This is a genomic window from Hanamia caeni (assembly GCF_003721595.1).
Classification (GTDB): domain Bacteria; phylum Bacteroidota; class Bacteroidia; order Chitinophagales; family Chitinophagaceae; genus Ginsengibacter; species Ginsengibacter caeni.
On the sequence record NZ_RJJR01000001.1, the window covers coordinates 227,978 to 245,056 of the forward strand.

The window sequence follows — 17,079 nt, forward strand, 5'->3', positions numbered from 1 at the left end:
ACGTCATCAATTAAATTTCTAATAAGTAAAATAAAAGGCTGATTTATTTGTTCTTTTACTGTTCCAGGACCTTTATGGCTATTTATAAATTTGAAATGTTTTCGCCGGCGATGTACTCTTTGTTGCCAATCCGTCAAAAAAGAAAGTAAATTTGAAAAAGAAAATTTATTTACCATTTCAATACTACATAATGGAAGACAATATTTGCGGGCACATAGAAGAGATTAAAGAACTCAAACTACCGAAAGACCTTATTTGCGAAGAATGTATTAAGACCGGCGACACGTGGGTGCATTTAAGAACCTGCCAAACTTGCGGTGTTACTTTGTGTTGCGATTCATCGCCTAATCAACACATGAGCAAACATTTTCATCATACGCATCATCCTGTGGTGATTTCAGCGCAGCCCGGCGAAAAATGGCTGTGGTGTTATGAAGACGAAGTAATGGTAGAATATGAATAATCAAAAGTCTCTGTGCAAGCTTGTCAGAAATATCTTTTAATGATGCGCAATTTGTGAGTTCGTTGTTTTGTTTCCAGGTTCAAAATGCCTTCAGTGTCTATTTTGTCAATCCGTACTTTGCCGGCTGAATGGATAATTTCATTTTCATTTAGTAAAATGCCTACGTGTGTAATGCGGCCCTCTTCATTGTCGAAAAAAGCAAGGTCGCCACAATGCGCTTCCTGCAAAAAGTTAACTGCTGTGCCTTGCTCTGCCTGCTGCCATGCATCTCTTGGCAAAGAATAATTTAAAAATTTATATACCATTTGCGTGTAACCACTACAGTCAATACCAAATACAGATTTGCCTCCCCATAAATAAGACGTATTTAAAAATTTGAATGCTATCTGTTTGATAAGCTTCGCATTGATTTTAATTTCTTCAGGCTCCCAGGTCTTACCCTTAAAGTGAACCAGATTTTTTCTCCAGAAAGCCGTTCCGTTTTTGAAAGCGCTTACTGCGCTTCCCATTGGCACATACATAATATGTCCATTATAGTCCACTTCATTTATCCATTCCTGGGTAAGGCCTTTGTCATTTTTATTAAAAATATCTTCATCAATAGGAACCACATGGCTTTGCTGCACCCAGCCCTCGTATCCGTCAAACCTTAATTGAATTTTTATCCAATCATCTTTTTTTTCAATCACAAAAGATTTTTCACCAAACAGTTGTTGCGACACCATTTCCGATTTATGTGAAGGCTCGGATCTCATGGGGCTGGCGCCTACACAACACACTAAATATTCCATAATATCTGTTGCAGTTTTGTGCAAATGTAACTTATGGAATTTTATTAAGTTTACATCTAACTAAAAAAAGACTCTTTGCTGCCTGGAAAAGACGACCATATTAATGATGCTGAACTGCTGCAAAATTTTTACAAAGACCATGATAATAAATGGCTGGGTATTTTGTTGCCACGTTACACATTGCTTTTATTGGGTGTATGTATGAAGTATTTGAAAAATGAGGAGGATGCGCGTGATTGTGTGCAGCAGATATTTTTGAAGGTGATAAATGAATTACAAAAATATAAGGTAGAATATTTTAAGAGCTGGATTTATATGATTGCGAAAAATTATTGTTTGATGAAGCTTCGTGAAAAAAGCAAAATAGTGGAGCTGAGCGATCATGTCGCTATGGAGCCCGGCATGGATACTGATAAAAAAATACACATTGAAAAAGATGAACTTTTGCAAAGAATGGAGATAGCGTTAAATAAATTGAACGCCGAACAAAAGCGGTGTGTTAAATTATTTTATCTTCAAAAAAAATCTTATGCTGAGATTGCTGAAATAACCGGCTTTTCAGTAATGCAGGTAAAAAGCCATTTGCAAAATGGAAAAAGAAATTTAAAATTATTGTTGGAAAACCCATCCTAATAAAGTTTTGAATGAACTATGATTTATTAAACATATTATCAAACAGCAACAAGGATGTTGACAATCAAAAGCTGATGGATTATCTCAGCGATAAGTTATCTGCTGAGGAAAGGCATGAATTTGAAAAATCACTTTTGGATTCGGAACTGGAAAATGATGCCGTTGAAGGACTTAGCCAGTTTAAAAATAAAAAAGATCCGCTTCTTTATGCAGAGGAATTAAATCTAAACCTTAAGCATCAGCTACAGAAGAAGAAAGCTTTGAAAAGTAAGAGAACTATCCGCGATTTGCGTTGGCTGTATATAACAATAATCCTCATTCTTGCTTTTGTAATAATCGCCTTTTTTATTCTATTTAAATTATTGAGATAATCATTTTTTAACTGGTGATTAAGCTTGCGCCTTCAATTTCATCGTTTTTGGTTTCTACAATTATCTTTTCAGTAAACGCTGTTGATACAGAAAACCCAACGTAATCGGCGGCAATCGGAAACTCTTTATAGCTTCTTTCCACCAGCACCAGTGTTTGAATTTTTTTAGGATAATAATCAAGAAATGGCTTTATGGCATATAGTAAGGTTCTGCCGCTGTTAGCCACATCGTCTGTAATAATAATTACTTTATTGTCAAGGTTGATTTTTTCAGAAAGTGAAATATATTTTGGATCTCTTTTATCCAATGCTATCTCGATGAGTTTTACATCGCCTTTGAAAATTTCTTTTAAAAATGAATATAAAATTCGCGAAATGATTTTGCCATTCTCTTTGATGCCTGCTAAAATTACCTGTTCTTCATTTATATTTTGTTCTGCGATTTCATAGGCCATCCTTTGCAATTTTCTATAAGCAATTTCTTTAGATAAAATATTGTGAGCCGCCATGCTGTTGTGAGTTTTAAAGCAGCAATTTACAATATATCAGCATTAGTATTTTTTCCGCGGGAATTTGCTTACCGGTTGATTTACGATATTACTTTTTAATTTCTATCTTTAATAATAATCTTTTTTATGCAAATGTTTCAACAAATCGCATTCATATTGCTGGTGGCTTTTGCCATATTCCTTTTTGGGAGGAAGGTGAAAGAAATAAAATCAAACATCAATCTCGGAAAGGAGCAAGATATTTCTGATCATAAGGCTGAGCGTTGGAAAACTATGCTACTGTTGGCTTTCGGGCAAAAAAAAATGTTTCGGTATCCACTGGTGGCTGTTTTACATTTTATTATTTATGCCGGCTTTATAATTATCAACATCGAAATTCTTGAAATTGTTCTTGATGGGCTTTTAGGAACTCATCGGTTATTTGCTGCCACGCTTGGCGGTTTTTATACTTTTGTTATTGACTTTTTTGAAATATTAGCCGTGGGCGTTTTGGTATCCTGCGTTGTGTTTTTGATTAGAAGAAATATGCTGAAACTCAAAAGGTTTATTGATAATGATCTTGACGGATGGCCGCGCACAGATGCAAACCTGATATTAATAACGGAGATTATTTTGATGGGTTTGTTTCTTACTATGAACGCAGCAGACAGGGCTTTGCAACTGCAAGGAAACCCGCATTATGCCGATCACGGAAGTTTTATTTTTTCAGGGTGGCTATCGTTATTTTTGGTAAGTATAAGACCATCCACTCTTGTTGGCATTGAGAGAACCTGCTGGTGGCTGCATATTACAGGCATTTTTGCCTTTCTGAATTATCTTCCTTACAGCAAGCATTTTCATATTTTGCTGGCTTTCCCCAACACTTATTATAAGCGGCTTATTCCAAAAGGAGAGATGATTAATATGAAAAATGTGGAACAGGAAGTTCATTATATGTTTGAGCCTGAACTGGCGACAGCTAACGGTGATGCACAAACGCAAACACAGTCTTTCGGCGCAAGGGACATTTTCGATCTTACGTGGAAAAACCTGATGGATGCCTACACCTGCACAGAATGTGGAAGATGCACAGCCGCTTGTCCTGCTCATCAAACGGGCAAATTATTGAGCCCGCGCAAAATAATGATGGATACAAGAGATCGTATGCAGGATGTCAGAAAAAACATTAAGCTGAATGGGAGCTTTAAAAATGATGAAAAGCCCTTGCTGCATAATTATATTACTGCTGAAGAATTGAGGGCATGCACTTCCTGCAATGCATGTGTGCAGGAATGCCCCGTAGGTATTAATCCCCTGGATATTATTTTTTCTCTGCGTCGTGCATTAATTATGGAAGAAAGCAATGCGCCTGCTGAATGGAATGCGATGTTCAGCAACATTGAAAACAATTTTGCCCCGTGGAAATTTAGTCCTGATGACAGAGACAAATGGGCCACAGAAATGGAATAGAAAATATTTTCTAATCCTGAAATAAAAAAGCGCAGTATTTATACGTCTACTGTTTCGTGGAGTTTATTAATGTGAAGCTATCGCCATCAAACAATCCTTTATCGCTTAATTTCAGATGCGGAATTACCAATAAGGCCATAAAAGATAAAGTCATATACGGCGCAGAAAGTGTGGATCCGAGGCTTTTAGCCGCGGCATCTATTTGAGTATACTTTTCTGCCACCTTATACCCGTCTTCATTGCTCATTAACCCTGCCACCGGCAATCGTAAAACCCGGTTTGATGAAGGCGCGGCAGCATCAGCAATGCTGACTCCTCCTTTCTGTTCAATTATCAAATTTATGGCTTCGCAAAGGCTGTCATCATCTGCGCCGACTGCAATAATGTTGTGGCTATCGTGAGCCACCGATGAAGCAATAGCGCCTTTTTTTAATCCAAAATTTTTAATGAAAGCAATAGAGGGATCTGCATCATAGTAGCGATTGACAACCACAATTTTCAAAATATCTTTTTCAACATCGCTTTCAAAAAAATCGCCTGTTTTCTTCGGATAGGCATCCATCTTTCCGGTGATTAGTTGTCCGTCAAATGCCTCGATTACCTTGCCGCTAAAGTATTTTATTTGAAATGATGCAGCATTTTTTTTAGAACAATTGAAGTTATTAATTAATTCCGACGGCTGTGTTTCAATTTTTGAAATACCATTTTTAGCCACTAACTGTCCATTGATGTATGTACTGAGTGTTTTAAAATTAACTAAGTCTTCTGCGATGATAAAATCTGCAAAGTCTCCTTCTTTTAAAAGACCCACACTTAATTTATAATGTTTTACCGGATTAATGCACGCAGCTTTCAACACTTTGAAAACATCAATTCCTTTTTGCACGGCTCTCCTGCAAAGTTCGTTGATATGGCCCTTGACGAGGTTATCCGGGTGTTTGTCGTCGCTGCAGAACATCATTTCATCTTCATGATTATTGAGAAGATTAATTAATGCGTCAAAATTTTTTGCCGCGCTTCCTTCGCGGATTAGAATTTTCATTCCAAAATGTAATTTGTCAAGCGCCCTCTTTTCGGTAAAGCATTCATGATCGGTGCTTATGCCTGCATCAATGTATTTTTTTGCATGCTGCCCCATAAGCCCGGGAGCATGCCCATCTATTGGTTTGTTGTATTTTTTTGCTGCATTGATTTTGGAAAAAACTTCTTCATCGTGATGAAGCACGCCGGGAAAATTCATCATTTCACTCAGGTAGTGAATTTCATTTTTTGCTAAAAGCTCATCCACCAAATGTGCGTCCAGCGTAGCGCCTGCGGTTTCGAAAATGGTAGCAGGTACGCAGCTCGGCGCACCAAAATAAAATTTGAAAGGAACTGTTTTTCCGTTTTGGATCATGTAATTCACCCCCTGAATACCGCAAACATTCGCAATTTCGTGAGGATCGCTTACTGTAGCCACCGTTCCATGAACAACAGCTAACTTGGCAAATTCAGATGGAACCAACATCGAGCTTTCAATATGTACATGTGAATCTATAAAGCCGGGCAATATAAAAGGGGCATTTTCTTTTTGATCCGATGTTTTATGAACTGAATTTATTTTATTGCCTTCGATTATAACTTCACCAAAATTTATTTTTTTCGATTCAACATCAACAATATTTCCTTCAATTTTGAAACGCATAAAATTTATAAAACTTTGTCTGCAAAATATTTCTGTTCCAGTTCCTGGTCTTTGTTATAAATATCCTTGTAGAATGCGATTTTATTTTTTGTAGCCTCGCAGGTAAAGTACTCAATGTATAGAGGCAGCTTCTTTTTTACCATAATTGATTTACGGTCTTCATTGGCAATCCAGGTTTTTATTGAATCTGCATTATACGAAATTTTGTGTCCTTTGGGTGCAGCAAGGCTATCATTTTTTGTAATAAAAAAAGCAAGCTCTTCCCATTTTTGAACACGCACACATCCATGGCTGAGCGCCCTGTCGGAGTTGGCAAAGAGATAGCGCTGGTTGGTATCATGCAAATAAACACTATATGGATTGCTGAAATTAAATTTAAAAATCCCGAGGGCATTATCATCTCCGCTGCCTTGCACCACTTTCCATGGAATGCCTTTTTTATATTTAGACCATTTAACCGAGTAAGGATCTACGAGCTGCCCATGATAATCCACGAGGCTGAATCCTTTGCTGGCAAGATACCCGGGATCCACTTTCAAAGCAGGTAAAATATCTTTCTTAATAATGCTTTCAGGAATCGTCCAGTTAGGATAGGTGACCATATTGGATATGGCTGATTGAAGAACCGGGGTAGGGGTGGAAGGTTTGCCGACAATTACCTTAGAGGTCAATACAACAGTATCATTATCCCAAACTTTTAAGGCAAAAGAAGGGATATTAACCATCAGGAATTTTTCAGGAAATTCAGGAAATTCTTTATAACGGTCAAGCGTAACTGCAATTCTCCTGAATTTTTCAAAATCATAAGAGTTTAACCTGTAGATGGTTTCCTGACCCGGCTTCCCGTCGATTTTAAGATTATGTTTTGCCTGGTATTTTTTTACTTCATTGCTGACAGACACAGAGTCCGAAGCGATAGCGGAAACAGGTGTAATTCCCGATTGGACAAGCCTTTCATGGAGCTGTGTGTAAAATTTTACTGTATCGCTATACGGGAAATTGATGTAGGTATATTTTGTGGTATCCATGTTTTTCACAAAATCAGGAAGCTTTTCCTTAAGCGATGTATAGTAAATATTTTTCGGCTCCGCATTTTCAAAGATAGAGGTGAGCGTGTTTGATGTTATCGCTTTTTTTATTTTCGGTATGAAGAACGAATCAATATATTTTTTATCTGAAACAATGGAAGCACTATCGTCTACCATCCGGCCCTCTTTTAAATCCTTAAGCGTATTCATGAATGCATCGGTAAGCATAAGATCCGCTTTCGTCCATACTACAGCATCCATTCGTGCGAGACTATCATTTTCAATCTTTGATCTTATTTTTTGTAATGCTGAAAAATGATAATCTTCAGGATACAGGCCGTAGGTCATAGAATTTTTTATAAAATCAAACATAGAGTCGGCAATAGAATTCCATTTTTCACTCTTGCTCCAAACCCCGGAAAAATTATTAGAGGTATAAAAATTATTTACGAGGTTGAATTGGGATAATTGAACGGAATCATTAATTTTTCCGCCCGAAGAAGCTGCATAATCAAGGACAGATTTGATATTATCAGAGACCTGTTCATCCATTTTCTCCGGGGCCTTTACTATTTCTTTTTGCTTGATTGTTTTGTGGCTGTTGCAGGCAAAAAGTACCACGGCTAAAGAAAGGCAAAGTATATTTATGAACTTAAATTTATTGAGCATCTATAACTTAATCTTTTATACTTCTTAAAATGAATGGAGTCTAAAAATAGAATATTATATAAAAATAGCCGGGCTAATAGTATTTTCCAATTTTATGGGGTTACACCTGGCTATGACTCAACAAAAATAATTAATAAGTATCGTTTGACTGCTATTAAATCTACCAAAATTTTGCAAAAGAAATTAATAAGGCCTCGTCAAAAAAGATGGTGAATATTTATGTAAATAGCCTTTTCCAGGCCGGAAATTTTAAAAATCGGCATTTATTAAACTCGGATGGAAAAATATGTATTTAATAAAGCATGAATCGTGGCATTACGTTCCTGCTTCATCTTCATTTGAATTGACAGATATTTCATTTACGGCGCTAAAACGATTGGCCGCCAGGTATTGAGCGGGAATGGATGCTTTTAATTTTTCCACCAGGAGCATGGTGGCCGGGCAGTATTCAATATTTTGTTTATGAATATAAAAATAATCAGTTGAAGGCCTTCGATGAAAATGCGGGAAGTCTGCACAATCAGCCGGCCTGACTTCATAAATGCTGCACATATTTGTAGTAAGATCAAGGAACTGGCACGGCTGTGAACGGTTCATCCAGTCGTTATTTTTTTTCTCGCGGTATAGCCATTTTTCTTTGAAATCTTTTGGCCTCATGCCAAGGTGTGCAGATATCCTTTTAATATCGGCCGTAGTGTATGTGGGGCTCATAACTTTACAACAATTGGCGCAGCTAAGACAATTTATCTCCTGCCATACTTTCTTTTCTGCATCTTCCATCAGGTTGTCAAGATTGGCAGGCGGCTTGCTTTCTATTCTTGTTATAAAATACCTGTATGACTTTCGCCTGAGGTCGAAATTTTTCTTTAATCTTTTCAGATGGATTGAATTCATAAAACGGTACTAAAACTGTGTTTATTTAAGATAAAAGTAGCGTTATTTTATTTTAATTTCACAGAAATATAAGTCTCCTGAAAGAAGCAGGAAAAGTGCAGTAAAATAATAAATAACGCGAATTTTAATTTTCTTTATTCATGTGGGAACCTTATAAAAAGGGATTTAAAGCCTATTTGCAACTGGAAAAATCTTTATCCGAAAACTCTGTTGATGCGTACATTCATGACATCGAAAAATTTACTCAGTTTCTTTCCTTACATAATTTTGAAAAGTCACCTAAAGAAATAGCGCTCGCAGATTTAGACAAGTTTCTGAAATGGATAAATGAATTGGGAATGACTACGGCTTCGCAGGCGAGGATTATTTCAGGAATAAAAGCATTTTATAAATATTGTTTGCAGGAACAAATCTCGATATCAAATCCGACGGAATTGCTTGAGGCGCCTAAGTTGGGCAAACATCTTCCTGATACTTTAAGCTTTCAGGAAATTGAACAGATAATTGCATCACTTGATCTAAGCACGCCCGAAGGCACCAGGAACAAAGCAATGATTGAAACGCTGTACAGTTGCGGTTTGCGCGTTTCTGAGCTGGTTAATTTAAAATTATCCTGTCTTTTTTTTGATGTAGGATACATACGCGTGACGGGTAAGGGCGATAAGGAGCGGCTTATTCCTATTGGCAGCTCAGCAATTAAATTTGTAAAAATTTACCTCGAAAAAATTCGTGTACACATTACCGTTATAAAGGGAAATGAGGACATTGTTTTTTTAAATCGGAGAGGCAAAATCCTTTCGAGGGTGATGGTTTTTATGATAGTAAAAGAGGCGGCAAGAAAAGCGGGAATTACGAAAAAAATTTCACCGCATACATTCAGGCATTCTTTCGCCACACATCTTGTGGAAGGCGGCGCCGACTTGCGCGCAGTGCAGGAAATGCTCGGCCACGAAAGCATTACCACTACTGAAATTTACACACACCTGGACAGGGAATATTTAAGAGAAACGCTTCAGCAATTTCATCCCTCATTTAAAGGAAGCTAATCGAATCGCAGTCAGTTGCCAGACCCGTTTTGTTCTACCGGAGTTAATTCCGGTTCATTTTTAAACAAGCTGTCATAATTTTTTACGCGGTTGCGGTAATTTTTGAATATGCTCATCCACTTCAATTTTAAAACGCCAAAAATGCCTTCTTTTACTATGCCTTTGTTCATCTTTGAAACCCCGTATTGACGGTCAATGAAGGTGATAGGCACTTCTTTTATTTTGAAACCCAGTTTCCACGCAGCAAATTTCATTTCAATCTGGAAAGCATAACCGACAAAACTGATTTTTTCAAAATTGATGGCTTCCAGAACGTAGCTGCGGTAACAAACAAAGCCGGCGGTAGGATCTTTGACAGGCATAAATGTTATCATCCTGGTATAAATGGAAGCACCTTTGGAAATGAAGATTCTCAGCGCCGGCCAGTTTTCAACTTTTCCTTCCTTCACATATCTTGAACCAACGGAAACATCGGCGCCGCCATATTTGCACGCCCTGTATAGTTTATCAAGATCTTTCGGATTATGAGAAAAATCGCAATCCATTTCGAAAATAAATTCATATCCCCTGTTAAGCGCCCACCTGAAGCCATGCAGGTAAGCTGTGCCTAATCCAAACTTTCCTCTTCTTTCCTCCAAAAACAATCTACCGGGATAGGTATTAAAAAGATTTTTGACAATTTCCGCAGTCCCGTCGGGCGAGCCATCATCAATAATAAGCACATGAAAGCCTTGTTGTAAGTTAAATACAGCTTTTAGTAAAGACGTAACATTTTCCTTTTCATTATAAGTGGGTATAATTAAAAGCTTTTCCAACGATTGCTGTATTTCGAATGAAATTAATAAATTATTTGTTATGGTATTTCAAAACCGTTCATTTGTTTATTTCTTAAGAAGAGTTCTGTTAAAAATTTCAGTAAGTTTTTGTTTGGTGTGCAAAGGGAAATCTCCCTTCATCATCCAATCGTAATATTGAGGTTCAGCTTTCAACACCTGGGCCACGCTGCGCCCTTTGTGCTTGCCAAAATTGAAAACTTCCACATCTTTATCCATAATAAACCTCCGTGCAAAATCCACGAATTTTTCTTCGCCGGTAAATTGAAGAACAGTATCCAATGTTTGCCCGAGATGCGCGTATCTTTCTAATTGTGCTTCAAGGATTTCCCAGGTTGCGGATGCATCTGCTTCTGCGGAGTGAGCATCCTGTAAATCTTTTTCACAATAAAATTTGTAAGCCGCAGCCAGCGTTCTTTTTTCCATCATGTGAAAAATAGTTTGAACGTCCAGCATTCTCCTGTTCGCCATATCGATTGAAATGCCGGCCCTCAGAAACTCTTCCATCAGTAAAGGAATGTCGAAGCGGTTTGAATTATAGCCAGATAAGTCAGCATTGTCGATAAATTGCTTTAATTCGTTGGCCACTTCTTTAAAAATTGGCGCGTCCTTAACTTTTTCGTCCGTTATTCCGTGAATGTCAGTGCTGCTTTTTGGAATGGGCATTTGCGGGTTTATCAGCTTGTGTTTTACATGCCGGGTTCTATCTGGTAGAATTTTAACGATTGCAATTTCGATAACCCGATCAATAGCGATGTTAGTTCCTGTAGTTTCGAGATCAATAAAAACAAGAGGTCGTGTTAATTGTAATGCCATATTGGATTTGGTAATTTAAATTTAAATATTCAGAGTAGTAAGTATATTCATTCCATCATAGTTTCCACTACTCATAAAAAGATAATTCGCATTTTTTAAATCATATTGTCTGAGCTTTTCTTCTAATTCCTGCCTTTCATTTATCACCACCAGGTTCTCTTTCTTAAATCCTTGCTTTACAAGGGCAGGTTCCAGGAAATTCATCCTCTTCAATTCAAGGGCGTGGTGGCTGTAAAATACTATTGCCTCGTCTGCATTGGCCATTGCTCCGCCATATTCATTCATAAACTCTTTATTGAGGCTGCTAAAAGTATGTAATTCAAGTATCGCAATTAATTTTTTATCTGGAAATTGTTCTTTAACAGCATCGATACTTGCTTTCACTTTACTAGGCGCATGAGCAAAATCCCTGTAAATATTTCCGTCGTTTTTTGAACCTATCCACTGCAACCTTTTAGCAGCTCCTTCAAAATCTGAAATCGCACCGGCAAATGCTTTTTCGCTAATATTGAGTTCTTTGCAAACCAGCCATGCTGCCTGCAAATTTAAAAGATTATGATTACCGAACACCTTTAAAGTTGAACCGGTGTTGCCTATCGTTACGATGGTTTTTCCTTCGTCAATTGTGTGCTCCGGAAGATGGTAAGGAGCATAAGAAATATCATCTCTGCGATGAGATTCAACGAGTTTCTTCAAAACCTGGTCAGTTTCATTATAAATAAGTATACCGTTTTTTTCAATCTTGTTGACAAAAATTATAAATTGCTCGAGATAAAACTCAAATGTTGGAAATACGTTAATATGATCCCATGCTATGCCGGTGATCACCGCGATGTGTGGAAAAAGAAAATGAAATTTTGGTTTTTTTTCGATTGCGCTGGCGGGATATTCATCGGCTTCGCAAACAATAACAGGCGCTTCCGTAATTTTTACGCTTTGTTCAAAACCTTTTAAAGATGCGCCCACCAGGTAGTCAAAATCAAAATGTAGGGAATTTAAGACATGCATTATCATGGCCGTGGTAGTCGTTTTGCCATGGCTGCCTCCAACTGCGATTCTTTTTTTATGAAGGCTTTCGAGAAAAATATATTCAGGAAAGGAATAAATTTTCAGGCCCAGCTCTTTTGCTTTTTTGAGTTCGGGATTATCTTCCTTTGCATGCATTCCCAGGATGACAGCATCTGTTTCAGGAGTAATCAATTCCGGGTGCCAGCCATTTTCGGAAGGCAAAAGATTTTCATTCTTTAAATTAGTGGCTGCGGGTTCAAATATTTCATCATCACTTCCCGTTACGGTACTTCCTTTTTTCTTTAAAGCGATCGCCAACTGGTGCATTACGCTTCCCCCGATGGAAATAAAATGGACACGCATAATTTTTATTGCTGTTTTTCGTTAATTAATTCTAAAGTTTGGAATATAGCACGTTTTTAAGAAAATACATTAAATCTCTTGTTTTAAATTTGCAAATCTAAATCCAATAAAAACATTATCTATGAAAAAATTTTTTGTTCTGCTTATTGTTGTATGCCTTGCAGCCTTTACATTTTCTTCCTGTAGTAGCTCACGAAAGACAGGCTGCCCAATGTCAGAAGGAATTGTTTATTAAATATTTTAAAAGCCTGTATGAACTGGATACTCCTGGAAAATGAAAAACAACTCGACGAAATAATTTCAGCCTCAAATACCACACCCCAGGTAATTTTTAAGCATAGCACCCGGTGTGGAACCAGTAAAATGGTTAAAAACCGGCTCGAGAGAAATGACAATCCTGCCGGTATCAATTTCTATCTTGTTGATCTCTTCAAATACAGGAATATTTCAAACAGAATTGCTTCTCAATTTAATGTAATGCACGAATCTCCTCAGGTATTGGTGATTAATAACGGCAATTGCATTTACGATGAAAGCCACAGTGCTATCGTTTTTGATGAGATTGAAGAAGTAGTTGCGCAAAAATAAAAAAGCCTTTTATTTCTTGCTTTACTGTTAATCACCACTCAGGTATTGTTGCAATTCTGCATCTGTTTTTACCATTACATCGCGCACTTTGCTTCCCTGGTTGGGGCCTACAATCCCAGCGGCTTCAAGCTGATCCATGAGCCGCCCGGCACGATTGTAACCAAGTTTCATCCTTCGTTGTAGCAATGAAGTGCTTCCACTCTGGCTTTGAACAATCAATCTTGCAGCGTCATCGAAAAGAGGATCACGATCGTTGGCATCAAATGTTTTGTTTTCAAATTCTTTTTCATCTACATACTCAGGCAACATAAATGCTTCAGTATAGCCTTGCTGGTCGCCAATGAAATCCGTAATCTTATCTACTTCTGGCGTATCTACAAAAGCACATTGAAGACGGGTGAGCTCACCATTATAACTTATGAGCATATCGCCCTTGCCTATCAGTTGCTCAGCTCCGCCAATATCCAAAATTGTCCTGCTGTCAATCTTGCTGCTTACTTTAAAGGCAATTCTTGCAGGGAAGTTCGCCTTGATGGTTCCGGTAATAATATTTACAGAAGGCCGCTGCGTAGCAATAATCAGGTGGATGCCCACAGCTCTCGCAAGCTGTGCCAGGCGGGCAATCGGCATCTCTACCTCTTTGCCGGCAGTCATTATCAGGTCGGCAAATTCATCAATTACTAACACAATAAATGGTAAAAACTGGTGGCCTTTTTCCGGGTTTAATCTTCTGTTAATGAACTTGTGGTTGTACTCTTTTATATTCCTTGTTCCAGCTTCCTTCAACAAATCGTAACGGTTATCCATTTCAATGCAAAGTGCATTTAGAGTATGTATTACTTTTTTGGTGTCAGTTATGATCGCTTCTTCCTCACCGGGTAGTTTAGCCAGAAAATGTTTTTCAATGCTTTTATAAATGCTTAATTCTACCTTCTTTGGGTCTATTAAAACCAATTTTAATTGAGATGGATGTTTTTTATAAAGTAACGAAACCAATATGGCATTCAATCCTACAGATTTCCCCTGGCCGGTAGCGCCCGCCATTAATAAATGAGGCATTGAAGTAAGGTCTACAATGAAATTTTCGTTGTCGATCTTTTTGCCGATGGCGATGGGCAGCGTGAAATTGCTGTTTACAAATTTATCAGAATTCAGCAGCGCTTTCATGCTCACCACGGTTTTTTTGAAGTTGGGCACTTCAATACCAATTGTTCCTTTTCCTGGGATAGGCGCGATGATACGGATGCCCAGCGCAGCAAGGCTTAAAGCAATATCATCTTCCAGGTTTTTGATTCGTGAAATGCGCACGCCCGGCGCCGGAATGATTTCATATAAAGTGACCGTAGGACCTACTGTTGCAAAAATTTTTTGTATTTCTATATCATAATTGCGCAGCGTATGAATAATCTGGTTTTTATTTTCTTCCAACTCAGAAACATCCTGCACAATTTTATCATTGCCATGATTTTCCAATAAATCCAGCGTAGGGTATTTGTAATTTCTTAAATCTAATACGGGATCATAAAGCTGTTGGGGCAATTTCGGTTTTACAGGTGCAGGCTCTTCTTCCTGCTCCTCTAAAGCTTCAGCATTTTTTACCTCGAGCGTTAAACCGCTGTCCGGCGCATTATCTCTTATAACCAGTTTTTTTTCTTCTTTTTTAAATCTGTCAGTAAATGTGGGTTCTTCATCTTTTTCGACCACCTCAAATTGATGTTCAAACTCCGCATTTTCTTTTAACGGAGTAGAAGTCAAAGGAATAAAAGGGGCAGGAGTTTTCGTTTCTTCATCCACGACATTATCATCGCCAGCCACAATACCGGTGAAAAGGGAACTTTTTATTTTTCTTACTTTATGCAAATTGAACGCGGGATTGAAACGCCAGATGATATAGCTGAATAAGCAAACCAGCAAAAGTGCAAATGTTCCTACATAGCCAATCATTTGCTGTAGCCAATCATTTATCATATCGCCCACTTTACCACCCCAGAAAAACTCGGGCGCTGCTGTTCCAAAAGAACGCGGATTCGGCGAATGAAAAATAAAAGAAGCGCAAACACTGATTACCAAAAGGCCCACAATAACGTACCTGATATTTCTTTTTACTGAAAAGATTTTGCGCGGAGCAATAAGGTTAACACCAATTACAAAAAATAAAAGGCAAAATAAATAAGAAGCGATTCCGAACCCTGCACGAAAAAATAAATCTGAAATCCAGGCTCCGAATGTGCCGAGGGAGTTTGCAAAATGTTGCTTTTCGTCAGGAAAAAATATTTTGGCCTCCCTGAGGCCTGACTGGTCCTGCTGCCAGGTAAACAGATAGGAAGTAAATGCGATGAACAACAGAAAGGCCGCCAGGATAAAAAATGATCCTGCTATTTTACGCGAGCGTTCGTCATGAATCAGTTTTTTAACCTCTATTTTTTCAACCTTATCAGCTTTGAGTTTAGAAGAAGCCGCCGCCTTTGATTTACTGTTTTTTTTGCCGTTAGATGCCATCAGCGACAAAGATAGGGAATGGAAATTTCATTTTTTACCAGCGTAAAAATGCAAAAGGTTTATTTAATTTTTAATTAAGGAAATTCAACAGCCTGTTTCTTTCTGAAACCCCAAAAAAGGAAAATCCAGCCGAGAATAAAACACAGTCCGCCAAAAGGTGTAATGGCTCCAATCCAGTTAAATGAAGTTTCACCGGAAGCTATTGTAGCGGTGAGAATATACAGGGAACCACAGAATAAAATAATTCCGGCGATAAATAACCTGCCTGCCCAAACAAGGATTTTTGAAGAAAACTCTTTATAAATAATTCCAACGGCTAACAAACCGAAAACATGATAAAATTGGTATTTAACAGAGGTTTCAAAAATTTCTAGAGCTTGCGGTGAAACAGAGCCCTTTAGGCCATGCGCTGCAAATGCTCCCAGTGCTACCGATAAAGCGCCTAAAAATGCAGCCGTTTTCAAAAATCCCTTATGCATAATTTTTATTTTTCAGCAGGCAAACTTTTAATGTGATTTTTTAATCTAAGGCTGCCCATATTTTATTTATAGATCAACTTCTTTTTGATAAAATTAGAACATAAAAGAGTGATCAAACTAAATTCAACTTTTTACAATCATTTAAGGGAAAAGTTTCGCTTTTGTTTTTTATGGAAGATCCAGTGAATCTTTACTGAGCGTTTCCACATCCAATATGTAGTCTGCACGTAGATAAACCGGCTCACGTTCTTTTAATTTTTGCTGAATAAAAAAGAGCAATTCTGAAGGGTTAACTTTTTTTAGCAGAGGTCTTTTTTCGGTTTCGGCCATCACTCTTTTTAAAATATATTCCGGCGAAGCTTTTAAATACACGACCTTGCCATGTTTTTTCATCCATTCAAGATTATCAAAAAAGCAGGGTGTGCCACCGCCGCAGGCGATCAGATGATTTTTATTGCTTTCAAATTTGCGGAGGTGATATCTTTCCATTTCCCGGAATTTTTCTTCGCCGTGCTTTTCAAATATTAGTTCCACGGGAAGTTCGAAAGAATTTTCGATTTCCGTATCCAGGTCGTAAAATGTTAAGCCTTTTTGCTGAGCCCAGATATGGCCCCAGTAAGATTTGCCGCTTCCCATAAAACCGATTAAAAAAATATTTTGGTTCAAAATTTTCTGATTTTTTTTCGTGGAATCATATCTATAGATGCATTCTCATTTTTATAATCAAATGAATTCATTAAAGTTTTGCTATCAAGAAGCAACGTTGTAAATTCTTTGCAATGCTTCAAACTTTCTTTAGTCAACCTGGGAAAAGCTTCTAATAAAATTTCATCACTATCACCTGCTATAACATGTTCCATAATAGTTTTGACAGTTAATCTTGTTCCTTTTATTGTTGCTCGTCCGCCGCATACTTCAGAGTTAGAAACAATGCTTTTATATAATTCAGATTCCATT

Annotated in this window: 18 protein-coding genes; 6 read left to right on the plus strand and 12 right to left on the minus strand. The window is 37.7% G+C overall.

What is annotated here, in order from left to right:
* Positions 1 to 190: 190 nt before the first annotated feature.
* Positions 191 to 463, plus strand: coding sequence for a UBP-type zinc finger domain-containing protein (locus EFY79_RS01065; RefSeq protein WP_123118813.1), 273 nt, complete (start codon positions 191 to 193; stop codon positions 461 to 463).
* Positions 464 to 486: 23 nt separating this feature from the next.
* Here the strand turns inward: EFY79_RS01065 and EFY79_RS01070 are convergent, their stop codons facing one another.
* The gene (locus EFY79_RS01070) at positions 487 to 1,254 is read right to left on the minus strand and encodes a C40 family peptidase (RefSeq protein WP_123118814.1); all 768 of its coding nucleotides are present in this window, start codon (positions 1,252 to 1,254) and stop codon (positions 487 to 489) included.
* Between the two features lie 75 nt (positions 1,255 to 1,329).
* On the opposite strand from EFY79_RS01070, the gene EFY79_RS01075 reads away from it, so the two are divergent.
* The gene (locus tag EFY79_RS01075) at positions 1,330 to 1,887 is read left to right on the plus strand and encodes an RNA polymerase sigma factor (protein WP_123118815.1); all 558 of its coding nucleotides are present in this window, start codon (positions 1,330 to 1,332) and stop codon (positions 1,885 to 1,887) included.
* An 11-nt stretch (positions 1,888 to 1,898) separates the two neighbouring features.
* Complete coding sequence (locus tag EFY79_RS01080) at positions 1,899 to 2,258, plus strand: hypothetical protein (protein WP_123118816.1); 360 nt, start codon at positions 1,899 to 1,901, stop codon at positions 2,256 to 2,258.
* A 7-nt stretch (positions 2,259 to 2,265) separates the two neighbouring features.
* Here EFY79_RS01080 and EFY79_RS01085 read toward each other — a convergent pair whose 3' ends face one another.
* Positions 2,266 to 2,766, minus strand: coding sequence for a phosphoribosyltransferase family protein (locus EFY79_RS01085; protein ID WP_123118817.1), 501 nt, complete (start codon positions 2,764 to 2,766; stop codon positions 2,266 to 2,268).
* Positions 2,767 to 2,898: 132 nt separating this feature from the next.
* Here EFY79_RS01085 and EFY79_RS01090 point away from each other — a divergent pair, with 132 nt between their 5' ends.
* Positions 2,899 to 4,215 carry a (Fe-S)-binding protein gene (locus tag EFY79_RS01090; protein ID WP_233577896.1) on the plus strand — a complete coding sequence of 439 codons (1,317 nt, stop codon included), beginning with the start codon at positions 2,899 to 2,901 and terminating at the stop codon, positions 4,213 to 4,215.
* A 46-nt stretch (positions 4,216 to 4,261) separates the two neighbouring features.
* Here the strand turns inward: EFY79_RS01090 and ade are convergent, their stop codons facing one another.
* The 3 genes from ade to EFY79_RS01105 form a co-directional block, all read right to left on the minus strand.
* Complete coding sequence (ade, locus tag EFY79_RS01095) at positions 4,262 to 5,899, minus strand: adenine deaminase (protein ID WP_123118819.1); 1,638 nt, start codon at positions 5,897 to 5,899, stop codon at positions 4,262 to 4,264.
* Positions 5,900 to 5,904: 5 nt separating this feature from the next.
* A complete protein-coding gene (locus EFY79_RS01100; RefSeq protein ID WP_123118820.1) occupies positions 5,905 to 7,596 on the minus strand; it encodes a L,D-transpeptidase family protein in 1,692 nt (563 codons plus the stop codon).
* Between the two features lie 315 nt (positions 7,597 to 7,911).
* Positions 7,912 to 8,490: a YkgJ family cysteine cluster protein gene (locus EFY79_RS01105; RefSeq protein ID WP_123118821.1), complete on the minus strand. Its 579-nt coding sequence runs from the start codon at positions 8,488 to 8,490 to the stop codon at positions 7,912 to 7,914.
* Positions 8,491 to 8,630: 140 nt separating this feature from the next.
* On the opposite strand from EFY79_RS01105, the gene xerD reads away from it, so the two are divergent.
* A complete protein-coding gene (gene xerD, locus EFY79_RS01110) occupies positions 8,631 to 9,536 on the plus strand; it encodes a site-specific tyrosine recombinase XerD (RefSeq protein ID WP_123118822.1) in 906 nt (301 codons plus the stop codon).
* A gap of 11 nt (positions 9,537 to 9,547) precedes the next feature.
* Here the strand turns inward: xerD and EFY79_RS01115 are convergent, their stop codons facing one another.
* From EFY79_RS01115 to EFY79_RS01125, 3 genes are all read right to left on the minus strand, one after another.
* Positions 9,548 to 10,351, minus strand: coding sequence for a polyprenol monophosphomannose synthase (locus EFY79_RS01115; RefSeq protein WP_123118823.1), 804 nt, complete (start codon positions 10,349 to 10,351; stop codon positions 9,548 to 9,550).
* A 66-nt stretch (positions 10,352 to 10,417) separates the two neighbouring features.
* Complete coding sequence (locus EFY79_RS01120; RefSeq protein ID WP_123118824.1) at positions 10,418 to 11,185, minus strand: 3'-5' exonuclease; 768 nt, start codon at positions 11,183 to 11,185, stop codon at positions 10,418 to 10,420.
* 21 nt (positions 11,186 to 11,206) lie between these two features.
* A complete protein-coding gene (locus tag EFY79_RS01125) occupies positions 11,207 to 12,556 on the minus strand; it encodes a UDP-N-acetylmuramate--L-alanine ligase (RefSeq protein ID WP_123118825.1) in 1,350 nt (449 codons plus the stop codon).
* Between the two features lie 252 nt (positions 12,557 to 12,808).
* On the opposite strand from EFY79_RS01125, the gene ytxJ reads away from it, so the two are divergent.
* A complete protein-coding gene (ytxJ, locus tag EFY79_RS01130; protein ID WP_123118826.1) occupies positions 12,809 to 13,144 on the plus strand; it encodes a bacillithiol system redox-active protein YtxJ in 336 nt (111 codons plus the stop codon).
* A gap of 27 nt (positions 13,145 to 13,171) precedes the next feature.
* Here the strand turns inward: ytxJ and EFY79_RS01135 are convergent, their stop codons facing one another.
* The 4 genes from EFY79_RS01135 to EFY79_RS01150 form a co-directional block, all read right to left on the minus strand.
* Positions 13,172 to 15,643, minus strand: a complete 2,472-nt coding sequence (locus EFY79_RS01135; RefSeq protein ID WP_123118827.1) for a DNA translocase FtsK — start codon at positions 15,641 to 15,643, stop codon at positions 13,172 to 13,174.
* A 74-nt stretch (positions 15,644 to 15,717) separates the two neighbouring features.
* Complete coding sequence (locus EFY79_RS01140) at positions 15,718 to 16,122, minus strand: DUF423 domain-containing protein (RefSeq protein ID WP_123118828.1); 405 nt, start codon at positions 16,120 to 16,122, stop codon at positions 15,718 to 15,720.
* Positions 16,123 to 16,290: 168 nt separating this feature from the next.
* Positions 16,291 to 16,788 (minus strand): shikimate kinase, encoded by a 498-nt coding sequence (locus EFY79_RS01145; RefSeq protein ID WP_148041820.1) that lies wholly within the window; start codon positions 16,786 to 16,788, stop codon positions 16,291 to 16,293.
* Positions 16,785 to 17,078, minus strand: coding sequence for a DUF433 domain-containing protein (locus EFY79_RS01150; RefSeq protein ID WP_123118830.1), 294 nt, complete (start codon positions 17,076 to 17,078; stop codon positions 16,785 to 16,787). Before EFY79_RS01150 ends, EFY79_RS01145 begins: the two co-directional genes overlap by 4 nt.
* Between the last annotated feature and the right edge of the window lies 1 nt (position 17,079).

What these genes read in the sequence shown, in the direction of transcription:
- EFY79_RS01065 (WP_123118813.1), top strand. Translation starts at nt 191, where the DNA reads ATGGAAGACAATATTTGCGGGCACATAGAAGAGATTAAAGAACTCAAA.
- EFY79_RS01070 (WP_123118814.1), bottom strand. Translation starts at nt 1,254, where the DNA reads ATGGAATATTTAGTGTGTTGTGTAGGCGCCAGCCCCATGAGATCCGAG.
- EFY79_RS01080 (WP_123118816.1), top strand. Translation starts at nt 1,899, where the DNA reads ATGAACTATGATTTATTAAACATATTATCAAACAGCAACAAGGATGTT.
- EFY79_RS01085 (WP_123118817.1), bottom strand. Translation starts at nt 2,766, where the DNA reads ATGGCGGCTCACAATATTTTATCTAAAGAAATTGCTTATAGAAAATTG.
- EFY79_RS01090 (WP_233577896.1), top strand. Translation starts at nt 2,899, where the DNA reads ATGTTTCAACAAATCGCATTCATATTGCTGGTGGCTTTTGCCATATTC.
- ade (WP_123118819.1), bottom strand. Translation starts at nt 5,899, where the DNA reads ATGCGTTTCAAAATTGAAGGAAATATTGTTGATGTTGAATCGAAAAAA.
- EFY79_RS01100 (WP_123118820.1), bottom strand. Translation starts at nt 7,596, where the DNA reads ATGCTCAATAAATTTAAGTTCATAAATATACTTTGCCTTTCTTTAGCC.
- EFY79_RS01105 (WP_123118821.1), bottom strand. Translation starts at nt 8,490, where the DNA reads ATGAATTCAATCCATCTGAAAAGATTAAAGAAAAATTTCGACCTCAGG.
- xerD (WP_123118822.1), top strand. Translation starts at nt 8,631, where the DNA reads ATGTGGGAACCTTATAAAAAGGGATTTAAAGCCTATTTGCAACTGGAA.
- EFY79_RS01120 (WP_123118824.1), bottom strand. Translation starts at nt 11,185, where the DNA reads ATGGCATTACAATTAACACGACCTCTTGTTTTTATTGATCTCGAAACT.
- EFY79_RS01125 (WP_123118825.1), bottom strand. Translation starts at nt 12,556, where the DNA reads ATGCGTGTCCATTTTATTTCCATCGGGGGAAGCGTAATGCACCAGTTG.
- ytxJ (WP_123118826.1), top strand. Translation starts at nt 12,809, where the DNA reads ATGAACTGGATACTCCTGGAAAATGAAAAACAACTCGACGAAATAATT.
- EFY79_RS01135 (WP_123118827.1), bottom strand. Translation starts at nt 15,643, where the DNA reads ATGGCATCTAACGGCAAAAAAAACAGTAAATCAAAGGCGGCGGCTTCT.
- EFY79_RS01140 (WP_123118828.1), bottom strand. Translation starts at nt 16,122, where the DNA reads ATGCATAAGGGATTTTTGAAAACGGCTGCATTTTTAGGCGCTTTATCG.
- EFY79_RS01150 (WP_123118830.1), bottom strand. Translation starts at nt 17,078, where the DNA reads ATGGAATCTGAATTATATAAAAGCATTGTTTCTAACTCTGAAGTATGC.